Here is a 15,538-nt window from a genome sequence, read left to right on the forward strand (position 1 = left end):
GTAAAAAAGAATAAAAGGTATTTTGCAACGCATGAAAAAGTGAATTTGCTGTCATTGCGTAAACAATGCAGTAATATTTATTAAGGTTTAAAAAGGGGTAACGAGAAGGTTCAAAGGTTTAAAGGAACAGAGGTTCAAAGCGACAAAGGTTCAAAAGGGGGAAAGTAACAAAGAAACAAAGTTTGGTCACAGAGATAAAACCCAAATAGGGTGTGAGAAAGTTGATTTTATTTGTAAAAAGGGGTTTATTCATTAAATATTAGTACGAAGACATGAGGAGCTGCACAAAATGAAGTTTTTAATTCTAGCCCATTTAGCCCACGGTTTTAACCGTGTGGTACTTTATAAATTTCGAAAGAAAGTTCCTTGCAGTCTTGGATAAAACCTTTGAACCTTTGCAACTCAAAACCTTTGCACCTTCTTCTAAAAGTAAACTCTCACAAACGGCATAAAAGCTTCTCCGTAAATGCTCTTGTTGTCGTCATGCAATACATCATAACGTATTCCTATGGTCACGTTTCCAGTTCGGTAACCAGCACCAAGAAATAGGGCAGTGTTCCAGAAGTTATCACTAAAACTTGGCCCGCCAATATATTTATAATCAGTATTTACATTAATCTGCTCTAGTTCTGCCGAAAGTTGTATTTCGGGAATTGGATTTATTAATCCGATAAGGCTTCCGCCATAAAGAAAAGAAGAATATTCATTTTTAGAAGCTACATAACCAAATTGTAGACCTACACCAACTGATACAATTGGATTAACATTGTAAATCATACTCGGTAATAACGAAATGTCGGTATATCCAGATCCAAAACTTAATCCGACTCCACCTCCAAATTGTACATTGCTCCAGAAATCATTTTGCTTTTGAGGAATATAATATTTTTGTTGCGCCATCATGCCACTTGAAAATATTAGGGCCAAAATCATAAAAAATGATTTGAAAACGATTGAAAAATGATTTTTCTTCATAGTTAAGCGGATTTTAACAAATTTTTACGTAAAAGTACGTAAAAAAAAGATTTAAATAAATTCGATTATTGTACTTTTGCCATTCTATTTAACAAAAAGTATATTCACAAATATTATGGATAGGTTTTCATTTTTAAATGCTGCGCATACAGAGTTTTTCGCACAATTGTACGACCAATATACACAAAACCCAGATAGCGTAGAGCCAAGCTGGAGAAGTTTTTTCCAAGGTTTCGATTTTGGAATGACAACTTACAACGACGAGGCACCAGTTCAGCAAATTGTTGAATTCGCAGCTAACAACACCGATTGTAGTTTGGTATCTGAAAAATTACAAAAAGAATTCAACGTATTAAAACTGATTGACGGATACCGTTCTCGTGGTCATTTGTTTACTAAAACAAACCCAGTAAGAGATCGTAGAACATCATCACCAACTTTAGACATCGAAAATTTTGGACTTACATCAGCAGATCTTTCGACTGTTTTTGATGCTGCCAAAGTAATTGGTGTTCCACCTTGCTCATTACAAGATATTGTGAAACGTCTTCAGGCAATTTATTGTCAGCATATTGGGGTAGAGTATATGTATATTCGTAACCCAAATGTTGTAAAATGGATTCAGGACAAACTTGGAGTAAATGACAACCAGCCTAATTTCTCTACAGATGAGAAAAAGGTAATCTTAAATAAATTAAACCAAGCAGTTTCTTTCGAGAACTTCTTGCATACCAAATATGTTGGGCAAAAAAGATTCTCGCTAGAAGGAGGAGAATCAATCATCCCGGCTCTAGATGCTTTGATCGAAAAAGCAGCCGAAAAAGGTGTAGAGCAATTTGTAATGGGTATGGCTCACCGTGGACGTCTAAACGTTTTGGCAAATATCTTTGGCAAATCAACACAAGACATCTTCGGAGAATTTGATGGTAAAGATTACGACCAAGAATACTTTGATGGTGACGTAAAATACCACTTAGGACTTACTGCCGATAAAAAAACAAGAACTGGAAAGAACATCAATATCAACCTAGCGCCAAACCCTTCTCACTTAGAGACTGTTGGAGCAGTTATTGAAGGAATTACCAGAGCAAAACAAGATAAATATTACGCTGACGATTTCTCAAAAGTATTACCTATCGCCGTTCACGGTGATGCTGCAATTGCAGGACAAGGTATCTTGTACGAGATTATACAAATGGCACAATTAGACGGTTACAAAACCGGAGGAACAATACACATCGTAATTAACAACCAAGTTGGTTTTACAACAAATTACCTTGATGCACGTTCATCTACTTATTGTACAGATGTAGCCAAAGTTACACTTTCGCCAGTATTACACGTAAATGCAGACGATGCAGAAGCAGTAGTTCATGCCGTTTCATTTGCATTAGATTACAGAATGGAATTTGGTCGTGATGTATTTATTGATTTATTAGGATACAGAAAATACGGTCATAACGAAGGAGACGAACCTCGTTTTACACAACCGGTTTTATATAAAATCATTGCTAAGCATGAAAATCCAAGAGATATTTATGCGCAAAAATTATTGTCAGAAGGTATTATCGACGCTACTTATGTAAATGGGTTAGAGAAAGAATACAAATCGACAATGGAGGTGAATCTTGAAGCATCTCGTAAAAAAGATTTGACAATCATTACACCATTTATGCAAAATGAATGGAAAGGATTTGAGCAAGTTACAGATGTTGTGATGTTGAATAAATTTGATACCTCTTTTGCTAAAGCAGGTTTAGATTCTATCATAAAAACAATTTCAACTCTACCATCAGACAAGAAGTTCATCAACAAGATAACTAAAATTGTTACTGATAGAAAAACAGGTTACGACAACAATACTATCGATTGGGGAACAGCAGAAGCATTAGCTTATGGTTCACTTTTGACAGAAGGATTTGATGTTCGTATTTCTGGGCAAGACGTAGAGCGTGGTACATTCTCACACCGTCACGCAGTAGTAAAAGTAGAAGATTCAGAAGAAGAAGTAATTCTATTGAATGCTATCGAAAACAAAAAAGGAAAATTCGGAGTTTTCAATTCCCTATTATCAGAATACGGAGTTTTAGGATTTGATTACGGATATGCTTTGGCTAATCCTAATGCATTGACTATTTGGGAAGCACAATTTGGAGATTTCTCAAATGGAGCACAAATCATGATTGACCAGTATATCTCATGTGGAGAAGATAAATGGAACAACCAAAATGGTATCGTTTTATTATTACCACACGGATACGAAGGACAAGGAGCAGAGCACTCTTCAGCAAGAATGGAGCGTTACCTACAACTTTGTGCAAGACAAAACATGTATGTTGCCGATTGTACAACGCCAGCTAACTTCTTCCACTTATTGAGAAGACAAATGAAAACAACATTCCGTAAACCTTTGGTAGTTTTCTCTCCAAAAAGTTTATTGCGTGACCCAAGATGTGTATCGACTGTTGAAGATCTAGCAAGCGGAAGTTTCCAAGAAACAATGGATGATACTACAGTAAACAAAAAAGAAGTAAAAACATTAGTTTTTGTTACAGGTAAATTTTACTATGATATAGTTGCCGAAAGAGAAAATAACGGACGCAATGATGTTGCAGTAGTAAGAATCGAGCAATTGTTCCCGTTCCCGGTAGAGCAAATAAAAGCGATTATTGCACAATATCCTAACGCCGATGATTATGTTTGGGCACAAGAAGAGCCTAAAAACATGGGAGCTTATAGCTTTATGTTAATGAACTTTGATCTTGTAAAATGGAGATTAGCATCATTAAAAGCATACGCTGCACCAGCATCAGGAAGTTACACACGTGCAAAACGTCGTCATGCAGATGCAATCAGAATGGTTTTCGATAAAAATCTATTCAGATAATAAGGAGCTATTTCCTGCTGTACGCTGTATCTTTTCCTTTTTAAAGAAAAAAGAAAAAGAATGCCGCTACCATCAGGGCTAAAAGAATAAAAATCTAATTAACAAAAGTTGTTTTCAAAACAATTTAAAATATAAAATTCATAATTTAAAATAATAAGACATGATTTTAGAAATGAAAGTCCCATCACCAGGGGAATCAATAAAAGAAGTTGAAATTGCAACTTGGTTAGTAAAAGACGGAGATTATGTAGAAAAAGATCAAGCTATTGCTGAAGTTGATTCTGATAAAGCAACTCTTGAATTACCGGCAGAAGCTAGTGGAACAATCACACTAAAAGCAGAAGAAGGAGACGCAGTAGCAGTAGGAGCAGTAGTTTGCTTAATCGATACTAGCGCAGCAAAACCATCTGGAGCAGCTCCAGCAGCAGCTAGTACCGAAGCCTCGGTACCAAAGGCAGAAGCACCGAAAGCTGAAGTTAAAGCAGAAGCGCCAAAAGCAGCTCCGGCACCAACTGCAACTTATGCATCTGGAACACCATCTCCAGCAGCAAGAAAAATATTAGACGAAAAAAATATAACACCATCTACAGTTTCAGGAACAGGTAAAGATGGAAGAATCACTAAAGAAGATGCTTTAAATGCAGTACCTTCTATGGGAACTCCAACAGGAGGAAACCGTGGTTCAGAGCGTACAAAACTTTCAATGTTACGTCGTAAAGTAGCAGAAAGATTAGTAGCAGCTAAAAACGAAACAGCTATGTTAACTACATTCAATGAAGTTAATATGACACCAATAAACAACTTACGTAATGAATACAAAGATGCATTCAAAGCTAAACACGCAGGTGTAGGTTTAGGATACATGTCATTCTTTACAAAAGCAGTAACAAGAGCTTTAGCATTATATCCAGACGTAAACTCTATGATGGATGGTGACTATAAAGTAGCTTATGATTTCTGTGATATCTCAATCGCAGTATCTGGACCAAAAGGATTAATGGTTCCTGTGGTTCGTAATGCAGAGAATTTGACCTTCCGCGGTGTAGAAGCAGAAATCAAAAGATTGGCTATTAAAGCGCGTGACGGACAGATTACAGTTGATGATATGACAGGTGGTACATTTACAATTACAAACGGAGGAGTTTTCGGAAGTATGTTGAGTACACCAATCATCAATCCACCACAATCAGGAATCTTAGGAATGCACAACATTATTGAGCGTCCGATTGCTGTAAATGGTAAAGTAGAAATTCACCCAATGATGTACGTGGCACTTTCTTATGACCACAGAATCATCGATGGTCGTGAGTCAGTAGGATTCTTAGTTGCTATTAAAGAAGCATTAGAGAACCCACTTGAATTATTGATGGATAACAATCCTAAGAAAGCATTAGAGTTATAGTTTATAATAATTTTCAATTGAAAAGCCGTCATTTTTTATTAAATGACGGCTTTTTTTATGCTGATTGATATCTTTATTCTTTTACAATCTTTATCGTTTTTTCGCGACCTTCAGACTTCACTTTAAGGAAATAAATTCCTGTTGCTACATTTGATAAATCAAGATCAGAATGTAAACTGTTTATTTTTTTATCCAAGATGATGATTCCACCAACAGAAAAAAGAGTTACTTCGTCAATAACCGATGAGTTTTCTATAGTTAATACATTCTTTACAGGATTAGGATGATACTTAAAATTACCAAGAACAAAGTCAGGATTCGATAACGTATTTAGTTTTACAGTTACGGCTAGTCTTTCTTTACTTTCAGCTCCATTAATAGTTTGAGAAGCATAATAAGTAGTGTTGTCCACTAACACAGTAGATAATGGTAAAAAAGCTTCGTTTAACCTTTTAGTCTTTCCAGAAGGAGAAATGGCATTGCTATACCATTTAATAGCTGCACCAGGAATATTAATATCGGCAAGAGTTTGTCCAGCAGTAAGATTCAATGTAATAGCTTTTTTACCCTCTATCAGAGGAGCAGGCGGATTTATAATATTTTGAGTAATTAATACTATACATCCATTTTCATCTACAACATAAGCATCATATATTCCTGGAGATATATTTGTGAAAACATTACTAGACTGATTAGGCATGTGATTTATAGAATAATTGTATTTGCCAGTTCCTCCAGTTGCATTTATTGTTAATGTTTGATCTGTTATTGTTACGATTGCTGAAAGTATTGGAGGATTCTGAATTTGTATATAGTTGAATTCAGTACATCCCATCATATCTTTAATAATTACCGTATATGAACCAGCACCTATATTGCGAAAAGTAAAATTGTTATTATTTACAGTTACAAAAGCATTTGGATTTTCTAGAAGAGAGCAGCTATACGGAGGAGTTCCACCAGATGGGAATGTCATTATTTCCGCACTGTTGTCACCATTACATCTTGTCATAGTCGCTACCGTTTGCGCTTGAAGACGGGGGATAGTTATGGTTTCTACAACCTTAGTTGCTGTAGCGGTGCACTCATTATTATCTAAAGTGTATATAGTATAGGTTCCTGGCTTTACTTCAAAAAAGTTTTCTTTTTTGTAATTAATACCGTCTATTGAATATCGATAGGAAGGTGAGCCTCCTGTAGCATTTAAAAATAATATTGGGGTATAACATCCCGAATATCTAATGGTAGCATCTACAGCTAAATTAAGGTTTATGTTTAAACGGAAAAATTTTAGAGAAAAATTTCCATTGTTATTAATTCGGACATATATATTTTTAGAATCTACTGTACTTACAAACGAAGTCGGATTTGGAATTGCATTAGCATTGTTTGTAGCGTCATCGCTACTAAGATGGTAGCTAAGTGTCGTTTCAGCAGGATTTAAGTCTCCAATTATTTCATTTTTTCGAATAGTAAAATCAAATAGAGTATCTCCATTACAATGTATAATAGGACTAACTATACTAATTTGTGCATAGAAGTTAAGGGATGTAAGTAAAAATAATAGATAGAGTAAAGTTTTTTTCATACGTATCGGTTTGTTAAATTCGTTAACAAATATACTTAAAAAACTGAAATTTAATAAAATATGTATTTATAATGATGTGATTTGTGAAAAGCAATGAGCTTACTTTGTTAAAGGATAGCTTTTTTTATATGTTGATTTTCTATAGCCGAATGTATCCTAGTAGATAGTTCATTATAATCAGGATTGTAGTTGTCCCATATTTTCCAAACGTCCTCCCTTTTTTTTATAAAATAAGTCTGCCTGTTTACCTTATTAAGAACAATCGATATGGCATCGTTTTCGTCTTTCCACTCTAAATTCCAAAACTCTTTTACGGTTAGAATGGCAATATTTTCAGTAATACTAGAGACTTTAAAATCGAAAATTTCAAAATTAGATCGATTATCTATACAGTTTAAATGATAATTTAATCTCGAATAATTTTCGAAAAGATCCTTAATTCTTTTTGCAAAAGGGCTTTCTGCAAAGACGTAATTTGATAAATTCGAAATATTAATTTCGGGTAATTCTTTCAAACAATTAAACTCTTCCTGACAATAATTAGCAATCAATGATTCAAAAAAAGAGATAGGTTCGTTTTTGTTTTCAGGTTCCGATGATTTATTATACTCTGTAGCTTCACAATTCAGGAAACTATTTAAGGAGGGATGGCCAATAAAAATAGCCAGTTTATCTAAACTTTTTAAGAAACGCAAATCAGATTTTTTAGTTTGTGATGAGTCGTTTGTGAAAATTCTTTGCAATGTGGCACTCGAGATAGAGCATCCAAGTTCATTTCTCTTAGAGCCTTGCATGAATTCAGATTTTTCTAAGCAATCAGATATTATTTCCGATAGAATAATATAATGAGCCCTTTTCCATTCTTTAACGCCAGATAAAGTACTGTTTTGTATAATAGGATGGGATTTTATGCCTTCTACTAATTTGTCTATTATGATTTCCATATGCGAATGTTGTTTAATAATTGACATTTTTTCTTCGATAATTAAATTCAATTCATGTTAGTAGGAATACTCAAGGTATAGTTATGCGTAAGATAAGTTGGAGTTATGAGTCTGTTAATGTTAATGTTGTGCTAAAAATACTGATAAATTCGTAAATAATTGCTGTACGAAATAATTAATAACTAAAACAACAAAACCATGAAAAAACCACTTATTAAATTTTCGATTAAAAAAATTGCTCTTTTGTCTTTTGCCTTGCTAGCTTTTTATTCTTGCGAAAAAGGTAATGATCAAGCAGAGAGCGACGTTCAGGAAAAATTAATGGACGGAGATGTTAATCTTCTTGATAAAGGAAGATACGGACTTGCTCCAATGCCTGATGAATATTTAAAGAATATTCAGTTTTTAACACCAAACGATTATCGTTTAAAAATTGCTCAACTACGACCAGATTTAGTTTCAGAAACTCAAAAATCGACTTTAACGGCTAAAATTGCTGCCAGCAAAAATTTGCCAACTCCACCAGTTGGAGATCAGGGGAGTGAAGGGTCTTGCGTAGGTTGGGGAGTGGGTTATGCTGCACACAGTATTGCCAGATATCTTAATAACACCGTGCATCAGAGTAATTGGTATAACGCATCGAGAAGTGCAGCTTATGTTTATAACCAAATAAAATTGGGTAATTGTGGCGCAGGTTCTTATCCTAATGATGCAATGAATTTGATAAAAAACCAAGGAGAATGTGCCGAGTTTCAGATGCCTTATGTTGCGGGAGGTTGTTATACAGTGCCATCAACCCAACAAAGAAATTGGGCTTCAGCAAGAAAATCAGGTGGATGGTTTAATGTAAACCCGAGAAGTGCTGCAGATATTAAATATTATCTTAATCAGAATTATGCCGTTGCAGTATGTTTTGATGTAAATCAGAGTTTTTATGATATCCGTAATAACAACCACGTTTGGTCTAATCTTTACGGAAGCAGACAAGGCGGGCATTGTGTATGTATTGTAGGATATGATGATGCTACCCAACTTTTTAAAGTACAAAATTCTTGGGGTGCAGGCTGGGGACGCAGCGGTTTCTTTTATGTAACTTATAATAATATTGCCAATGGAGCCTTTAATTGGGCAGGATGTATTATTCCTAATCCATCAGCAAATTCTTAAACTTTAATACTACTGTTTTATAAATAATCTTGAACACGAATTTCACGAATTTGCACAAATCTTAAATGGTTAACTTAGTTTGCGAAATTAATTTCACGAACAAATTAGTGACAATTAGTGAAATTCGTGTTCGTTTTTTTATTGCAGATATACATAATGATTGTAATAGTCGATAATTGCTTTGCCTTGTAATAAAACATCGGCTCCAATAATGCCATGAACAGGTCTTGCTTTGTATTGTCGTAAAGCTTCGTTTACGTGCGAAAGATCAAAAATTACCAATGCAAAATCCGAATCTTTCCAAGAACCAATTTGTAATATATTGTTAGACGCAGTTTGGGTAAGCATTCCTGTAGCTCCAGCTCCGGCAGCTTTAGTTTTTGAAGCTTCGGCACCCAATGCAAAACGTTCTATGCTCTCAAAACCTACACAAGTATTAGAAGCTCCAGTATCTAATATAAAATTCCCAGAAATACCATTGATTTTGGCTTTTATTAAAAGGTGTTGTGTTTTGGTAACTTTGAATTTTATTTTTTTGTATTTCTCTTTTTTGAGAACTTCGTGAAGGTTTTCCATTTTTGGTACTGATTGAATATCAAAAATAAACCAATTACAGCCAATAAACTAATGATGTAAAGTATATAATTTGTTGATTTTTCTTCGGGCGAAATTGAACCATAATATACAAAAGAACTCCAGTAATAAGGAGATTTCTTGGCATTAGGAATAGATTTATTATTTAAAAAATCAAGTTTGGCATTGGTATTGGCTTCAAAATACGGAATGTTATTTTTGATGTTTTTATAAAAGTCAGCCATGAAAACCGATGTAGTGTAATCATTTACTTTCCATAACGAAAACAACAAGTTCTGTGCGCCCGCAAACTGAAAACCTCTTGCGACGCTCATGGCACCTTCGCCTTTATATAATTTTCCGATTCCTGTTTCGCAGGCACTTAAAACTACTAAATCAGGATTTAGAGTAAGATTGTACAATTCAGAATACAAGATTTCCTGATCGTAGAATTTGATACTTGCAGGAGTTTCGACATCGCCCGAAGAAGCATGTGTGCTTAAATGTAAAATGGCGTATTGGGAAGCATTGTTTTTAAAGTTGGCAAAAGTAGCATCAGCATTCTCAAGAAACCTCCCTTGAAAATTACTTTGTATGGATTGTAACTCTTTCTTGGAATAACTTAATTCATACGCTGTTTTCTCGAAAACAGGGAAAACACCCAAAACTGTTTTTGTAGAATTTGGAATAGGCTTTGCATTGATATAAAAGTTAGCCGAAGTTGTATAGGCAATCTTAAAATCATTTAGCAAATAATGCATTTTGGCAAAATTAGTTGTATTCGATTCTTGAGTAATCAAGGCTTCAAAAGGCAGGAAATTAAGGATTCCGTCGGGAACAATAATGAGATTTCTGTAAACTGCGTTTTTAGGTAATTTCAGCATATCATAAAGGATTTTCCCGTATGTATTATAGCCTGAAATATCATTGGTAATTTCATTTGCATTACTGAAATAATCTACAAATTGGGCAATTTTCGGGATTGCAGTATCTGTAATGTTGATATGATTAAGCTCTATTCTTTTATTTTGTAAAGTGAAATAAAATAAATTTTCAGCTCCCATAAAATAATATACCATTACAGCTTTGTCTTTCTCCAATTTTGATAAGACAGCTTTTAAATCACAGTCCTCAGGAATGTAATCAGAGTTTTTAGATTGTATTTGTTTTAAAGCAAGCGTCAATTCGTTTTGCTTTTTTATGGCTTTATTGATGTTTGCAATATTAGCTAAATCTCCTTTTTGCTGTTCTTTTAAAATTTCATTGTTTAAGTTTTGAAGCTGTTGCAATAATGATTTTTCTTCTGTGGTAGCGGTTTTAATATTCGAACGATAATTCTTTAAAATACCCGATTTGGTTCTTTCGGATAATTGGAAAGCTTGTTCCAAATATTGAACTTTGTTCTCTTTTTGATATAATTTATCATAAATAGAGATGCATTTTTCGGTACGATTTCGGGCTCTGATTTGGGTAATAATCTTCGAATTTTCATAAACCAATGTATTCATTAATAAATCTTCAACATGAAATGAAAGTTGGAAGGCTTCGAGTGCCTTTTTAGGTTGGATTTGTTTCAGGAAAATATCAGCTTGTAAATCGAGTAAATCCATTAAAACAGTTTCGGCGTATAATTGGTTTTTATTGGGTAAACTGTTTTTTGAGATTTTATAATTTGGAATTAAAAGTTTGAAAGATTCACCAATTTGTTGGGAACACGCATCATAATTGTGTTCATCAAAAAGTAATAATGCTTTTTCGTAATACAACTTGGCTACTTTTCGCGGTTGTTGGTTTGGAGTTTGTAGAAAAAGTTTTTCAGCCTTTTCGAGATAAGAATTTGCAACATCAAATTTTTGCCATTGTCTGTTTAAAGCTGCTAAGTTTCGATAGGAATTCGATAAAGTTTCTGATTGATCCTTTTCGGTTTTTAAATATGTTATAGAAGATTCAAATGCTTTTTCAGCTTTAATCCAAGGATTGGAATTGAGGACTATTATTTTAGCACTCAATAAATAACTATTCCCTAGATTATTGTATAAAATTCCTTTTTGAGTATTTGATAATTTCTCGGTCTTTAAAGTGCTTTCGAGTAAATCTATTGCCGATGCACTTTTGCCAGAACTGAGGTAAACATTGGATAAATTAAGAATTGCAGCAAATTTTTGTTTCTGAGCTTCGGGATAATTTTTTGATGTATTTACAATAAAAAAATATTGTTTTATGGTATTTTCGGCACTGTCATAATCGCCCATAATGGTATATAAATTGCCTAAAGGTTTCAGGCAATATTCGATAATATCGTAATCTTTCAGTTTGTTTTTTTCGTAAATCTGCCAGGCTTTTTCATAACTAGTAATCGCTTTTTCTGATTGCCCGAACTGGTTTTCATAGTAGGCTTTGTTACAGTTTAAAACCACGATTGCTAATAATTCGTCTTTGGATTTTGGATTTGTGTTTTTCCAGAAATTAGATTCAGTACTTGTTAGATTTTGTAATGCTTTCGCAGAAGGATGTGCTATAAAAGAATCAATTGCAAGATATATTTTGTCTTCCTGACGCTGCCCGAAAACATTCAGACCTGTAAAGAAGAAAATTAAAATATATAAGCGAGTTAATTTCATATTAGTTAAGTATTGTAGGCTAAAATTAACCATGTAAGTTATTTAAGGTCATATAATTTTGTGCATATATTGATTTAGCTTAAATGTACTTATATCACTTATATGGTAGAATAACCGTGCCATTCGTGGTAAACCTTTTTCTTTGTGTATCTCTGCGAAAACCTTCGTGCAACTTCGCGGAATAACTCCTAAAACCTCCAAATCCCATAAAACTGGAAATAATTAAAATTCTGTTCAAAGTTTATCACATAACGCACACCTAAACTCGGACCAATTCGGGCGAAACCAGCTGTTAAGTCGAATAAAAGACCAGTTTTAAAATCGGCGAATGAGTTTTTAACTGTGTTTGATTCCGTTTTGGTGTCCAATAAGTATTGATCAGTTCCACCTTCAAAAGTTTCTATTTTTATTGTTTGAGTTTGCTCTTCGGAAACATTAATATTGGCTTGTAAACCCGCACCAATTCCAATGTAATTATTAATGTTGTAGCGAATAAGAACGGGAATTTCCCAGTTGACGTTTTTATTTTCGGTACTTGTTGTCATACGCTGAAATTGTTTTACTCCATTTGGGTTTATACCAATTCCTTCTCTTGTCGTTACACCGCTTTCGTATTTGTTTATCGCGTTGAGCCATTCGGCTTGCCAATAAAAACGATAGGATTTAAAAGGCGAAATGGTTGCACCTACAAAGTAACTTGTCGATTTATCTAAATCGGGATACAGATTATAACCTGCTTTTGCGCCAATAGATATTCCGGGTAAGAATCGGGTAGTAGCATAATTGGTAATAATTGGTTCGTTCTTATCGAATATTATGGCGGTTCGACTTCGGGTTTTTACTTTATGAAAGTCATCACCAAACTTCATAGAATATTTTACAAAACCTTTGGTGCTATCTTTTTCTTTTACATTTTTTTGTTCACTTCCGGGTAAATAAATATTCTTGAAAGTAAAGAAGATTTGATTTTTTTTGATAATTGTATCTAAACAGCTAGTTGTAGGGATTTCGTCTTTGGGACAAATCGGGCATTTTGGGTACATATCTTCTATCTGAAATGTTTTTTTGTCGAACATATCAGGAATATCAGTTTCGAGTCGGATCATTCTGGCTGGACCTTCGCCGTTGTTCTGGAAGCGGGTTTTAAAATTGACTCTCTTAAAACGCACTAATCTGTAATTCATAAAACTTCCGTTAGAACCCATTTTGTTTGGATCGTGAGAAGTTACGATTTCCATTTCCAGATTTTTTATTTTATGATTTTTATAGCTTCGGTTAGGAACGAAAATTCCGCGCATGGTTACGGTTGCGCTGGTATCCTTAATCATTTCGGGAGTAGTTTTGAAAGTGTAAAATACATTTCGGGTTTCGTTTGGATTGGCATCGTCAAATTCCAGAATCGAAACATTATGATAGGTTTTATTTGCTTCTAATAATGATGCGTCGAGATCTTCTTCGGTGGTTGTATTTCGGTGTTTTTTGGTTCTAATGCTGTTTTCGGTCGAAGCCAAATAGGTTTTGGTATCATCAAGATCATTGACGGAAGCTACGGTGTTTTCTTTTACTTCGCGTTCGTTTGCATAAGTTCTAAAATCGACCAGTTGGAAATTGTTGTCTTTAAATTGTTTTTCGTTGTAAAAAAGATAGAGTTTTCCGCTGGAAACATAGTTCTCCAGATTTTGATAACTTACTACAACGACCATTTCCTGATCGGGAATTGGGTCACAATTTTTTAGGATTGCAAATCCGTTTTGGTCTGCTATCGAGGCAATGTCTTTGTAGTTAGTATCGGTAATATCATTTATGGCAACTTTTTTAGGTCGCGTTGCGGGTGGTTTTCCGTTATCGTAATTGTTGGTTACCGCAAGTTTTGTGGTATATGTTCCTTTGTTTTTGTAAACGTGTTTGGGTTCGGCAGCTTTAGAGTAATGTCCATCACCAAGTTCCCATAAATAAGAATAGCTAGGCTTTGGTGCTCCGGCAATAGGAATTAATGGTGGGGTTTCGGGTTTGAAACTTACCAGATTTCCGTTTTGAGTGTAACCAATAGTGGCTCTTCGGGTTATAGTATCTTTTACTTTGGTTTGTGAGAAAGAGTATATAGATAAAAGAAGAAAGAAGATAGATGATAGTGGTTTCATAACTAGAGTTTTTTAGCCCTGATGGGAGCGGCATCCTTTTTCTTGTTTCTTTAACAAGAAAAAGATAGAGTCGGACAGCAGGATTAGCTTCTTGAAATTATCAGAATACGTTTTAAACTGGATTAAATGTAAAAAAAAGTGATGAGCAAATCATCACTTTTTCTTAAAAAGAATTTTGTAAGTTACTGAATAGCATTGATTGCCGCTATCAGTTGAGCTTCGGTACCGACTGTTGTTTCGGCAATTGTAAAAGTGTAAACATCATTGGCAGCAACTGTAACTGCTTTGATAGCGTAACGCCATTGGCCATTATCTTCGGTAACAAATATTACGTGGCAAGCAAGTCCAATTGGGATTTGTCCGTAGTGTTCGCTGAATAATCCTGCTGGTGTATAAGTGTCTAGTTTTGCAAGTGCATTTGTTCCTTCGCCATCGTATGATAAATAAACTGCACTATTGTTGTTGTCGTATCCTTGGGGAGCATCGACAAGAAGAGTTGTTTTAGGTCTTGGGTCGTAATAAAAACGGTCTACGTTTGTCCAGCCAAAGCTTCCAAAATGAACATAATAATTACCTCCTTCGGCTTGAACTCCATCTTTTCCTCCGTTTCCTCCTGCATCTGGTTTAGGCTGTTCCCACGCTAATTCTCCGTTATCATCGATTACTCCTTTCCACAAAGTCATAGCATTATCTACACCATTGGTTAAGCTTGCAGGAACAATCATGTTCATACTACAAGTTGTTTTAAGCTCGACTCCGCCTTGTGTGGCTTTAATAAAGAATTCACCGCCTGAGATCAGTAAGTTTTTCTTTCCGTCGGGCATAATTCCCATTGTAGGTTTGTTTGAGATAAGCATGTTGCCTTTGTCAAAAAGTTCAACGTATTCGATATCGACTACTCCAGTTACAGGATTTCCGTTTTTGGTAAGGCAATCTCCATTAATGGACAGTTTAACTCCTTTGGCTGATGTTAGGGTTACAACACCTGTTCCTGCTGTGAGGGTAAAATTTTGTGTGTTTTTTTTAACTCCTTTTGTGCTGATGCTTTTAAATGCTGCAGCAGATGGTGGGAAAACAAGATTGCCGCTGTCGCTGTTGTCATCGCTATTGTCGCAACTTACGAAAGTGATTATTGCTAAGAATAAAAGTCCGATTGTTTTAAAATTTGTGTTCATGATTTCTAGTTTTAATGGTTGTTATAGTTATAGATGTTTTGGGTTAAAAATTTGTTACCCCTGTT

At 34.7% G+C, this 15,538-nt stretch carries 10 protein-coding genes; 3 read left to right on the plus strand and 7 right to left on the minus strand.

Annotation, left to right across the window (positions count from 1 at the left end; all coding sequences use genetic code 11):
* Positions 1–423: 423 nt before the first annotated feature.
* Positions 424–975 (minus strand): hypothetical protein, encoded by a 552-nt coding sequence (locus ACJ6WR_RS11535; RefSeq protein WP_039113694.1) that lies wholly within the window; start codon positions 973–975, stop codon positions 424–426.
* Between the two features lie 115 nt (positions 976–1,090).
* Between ACJ6WR_RS11535 and ACJ6WR_RS11540 the strand changes: the two genes are divergently transcribed.
* Together ACJ6WR_RS11540 and odhB are read left to right on the plus strand one after the other, a co-directional pair.
* Entirely contained in the window at positions 1,091–3,862 is a 2,772-nt protein-coding gene (locus tag ACJ6WR_RS11540) for a 2-oxoglutarate dehydrogenase E1 component (RefSeq protein ID WP_409417870.1), read from the plus strand.
* Positions 3,863–4,022: 160 nt separating this feature from the next.
* Positions 4,023–5,264 carry a 2-oxoglutarate dehydrogenase complex dihydrolipoyllysine-residue succinyltransferase gene (gene odhB / locus ACJ6WR_RS11545; protein WP_039117026.1) on the plus strand — a complete coding sequence of 414 codons (1,242 nt, stop codon included), beginning with the start codon at positions 4,023–4,025 and terminating at the stop codon, positions 5,262–5,264.
* A gap of 73 nt (positions 5,265–5,337) precedes the next feature.
* On the opposite strand, the gene ACJ6WR_RS11550 is transcribed toward odhB, so the two are convergent.
* On the minus strand, positions 5,338–6,852 hold the full coding sequence (locus ACJ6WR_RS11550; RefSeq protein ID WP_409417871.1) for a T9SS type A sorting domain-containing protein: 1,515 nt from the start codon (positions 6,850–6,852) through the stop codon (positions 5,338–5,340).
* A gap of 107 nt (positions 6,853–6,959) precedes the next feature.
* Positions 6,960–7,796, minus strand: coding sequence for a hypothetical protein (locus ACJ6WR_RS11555; RefSeq protein ID WP_409417872.1), 837 nt, complete (start codon positions 7,794–7,796; stop codon positions 6,960–6,962).
* Positions 7,797–7,994: 198 nt separating this feature from the next.
* Between ACJ6WR_RS11555 and ACJ6WR_RS11560 the strand changes: the two genes are divergently transcribed.
* Positions 7,995–8,963, plus strand: a complete 969-nt coding sequence (locus ACJ6WR_RS11560; RefSeq protein ID WP_086893669.1) for a C1 family peptidase — start codon at positions 7,995–7,997, stop codon at positions 8,961–8,963.
* A gap of 138 nt (positions 8,964–9,101) precedes the next feature.
* Here ACJ6WR_RS11560 and ACJ6WR_RS11565 read toward each other — a convergent pair whose 3' ends face one another.
* From ACJ6WR_RS11565 to ACJ6WR_RS11580, 4 genes are all read right to left on the minus strand, one after another.
* Complete coding sequence (locus ACJ6WR_RS11565) at positions 9,102–9,539, minus strand: retropepsin-like aspartic protease (RefSeq protein ID WP_039113700.1); 438 nt, start codon at positions 9,537–9,539, stop codon at positions 9,102–9,104.
* The gene (locus tag ACJ6WR_RS11570; RefSeq protein ID WP_409417873.1) at positions 9,491–12,157 is read right to left on the minus strand and encodes a CHAT domain-containing protein; all 2,667 of its coding nucleotides are present in this window, start codon (positions 12,155–12,157) and stop codon (positions 9,491–9,493) included. The genes ACJ6WR_RS11565 and ACJ6WR_RS11570 overlap by 49 nt, the downstream gene beginning before the upstream one ends.
* A gap of 188 nt (positions 12,158–12,345) precedes the next feature.
* Positions 12,346–14,298: a PKD domain-containing protein gene (locus ACJ6WR_RS11575; RefSeq protein ID WP_409417874.1), complete on the minus strand. Its 1,953-nt coding sequence runs from the start codon at positions 14,296–14,298 to the stop codon at positions 12,346–12,348.
* A 182-nt stretch (positions 14,299–14,480) separates the two neighbouring features.
* A complete protein-coding gene (locus ACJ6WR_RS11580) occupies positions 14,481–15,473 on the minus strand; it encodes a hypothetical protein (RefSeq protein ID WP_039117022.1) in 993 nt (330 codons plus the stop codon).
* Positions 15,474–15,538: the final 65 nt, after the last annotated feature.

It is taken from the genome of Flavobacterium sp. PS2 (assembly GCF_046250155.1).
Classification (GTDB): Bacteria; Bacteroidota; Bacteroidia; order Flavobacteriales; family Flavobacteriaceae; genus Flavobacterium.

What these genes read in the sequence shown, in the direction of transcription:
- ACJ6WR_RS11580 (WP_039117022.1), bottom strand. Translation starts at nt 15,473, where the DNA reads ATGAACACAAATTTTAAAACAATCGGACTTTTATTCTTAGCAATAATC.
- ACJ6WR_RS11540 (WP_409417870.1), top strand. Translation starts at nt 1,091, where the DNA reads ATGGATAGGTTTTCATTTTTAAATGCTGCGCATACAGAGTTTTTCGCA.
- ACJ6WR_RS11565 (WP_039113700.1), bottom strand. Translation starts at nt 9,539, where the DNA reads ATGGAAAACCTTCACGAAGTTCTCAAAAAAGAGAAATACAAAAAAATA.
- ACJ6WR_RS11570 (WP_409417873.1), bottom strand. Translation starts at nt 12,157, where the DNA reads ATGAAATTAACTCGCTTATATATTTTAATTTTCTTCTTTACAGGTCTG.
- odhB (WP_039117026.1), top strand. Translation starts at nt 4,023, where the DNA reads ATGATTTTAGAAATGAAAGTCCCATCACCAGGGGAATCAATAAAAGAA.
- ACJ6WR_RS11575 (WP_409417874.1), bottom strand. Translation starts at nt 14,298, where the DNA reads ATGAAACCACTATCATCTATCTTCTTTCTTCTTTTATCTATATACTCT.
- ACJ6WR_RS11550 (WP_409417871.1), bottom strand. Translation starts at nt 6,852, where the DNA reads ATGAAAAAAACTTTACTCTATCTATTATTTTTACTTACATCCCTTAAC.
- ACJ6WR_RS11555 (WP_409417872.1), bottom strand. Translation starts at nt 7,796, where the DNA reads ATGGAAATCATAATAGACAAATTAGTAGAAGGCATAAAATCCCATCCT.
- ACJ6WR_RS11535 (WP_039113694.1), bottom strand. Translation starts at nt 975, where the DNA reads ATGAAGAAAAATCATTTTTCAATCGTTTTCAAATCATTTTTTATGATT.
- ACJ6WR_RS11560 (WP_086893669.1), top strand. Translation starts at nt 7,995, where the DNA reads ATGAAAAAACCACTTATTAAATTTTCGATTAAAAAAATTGCTCTTTTG.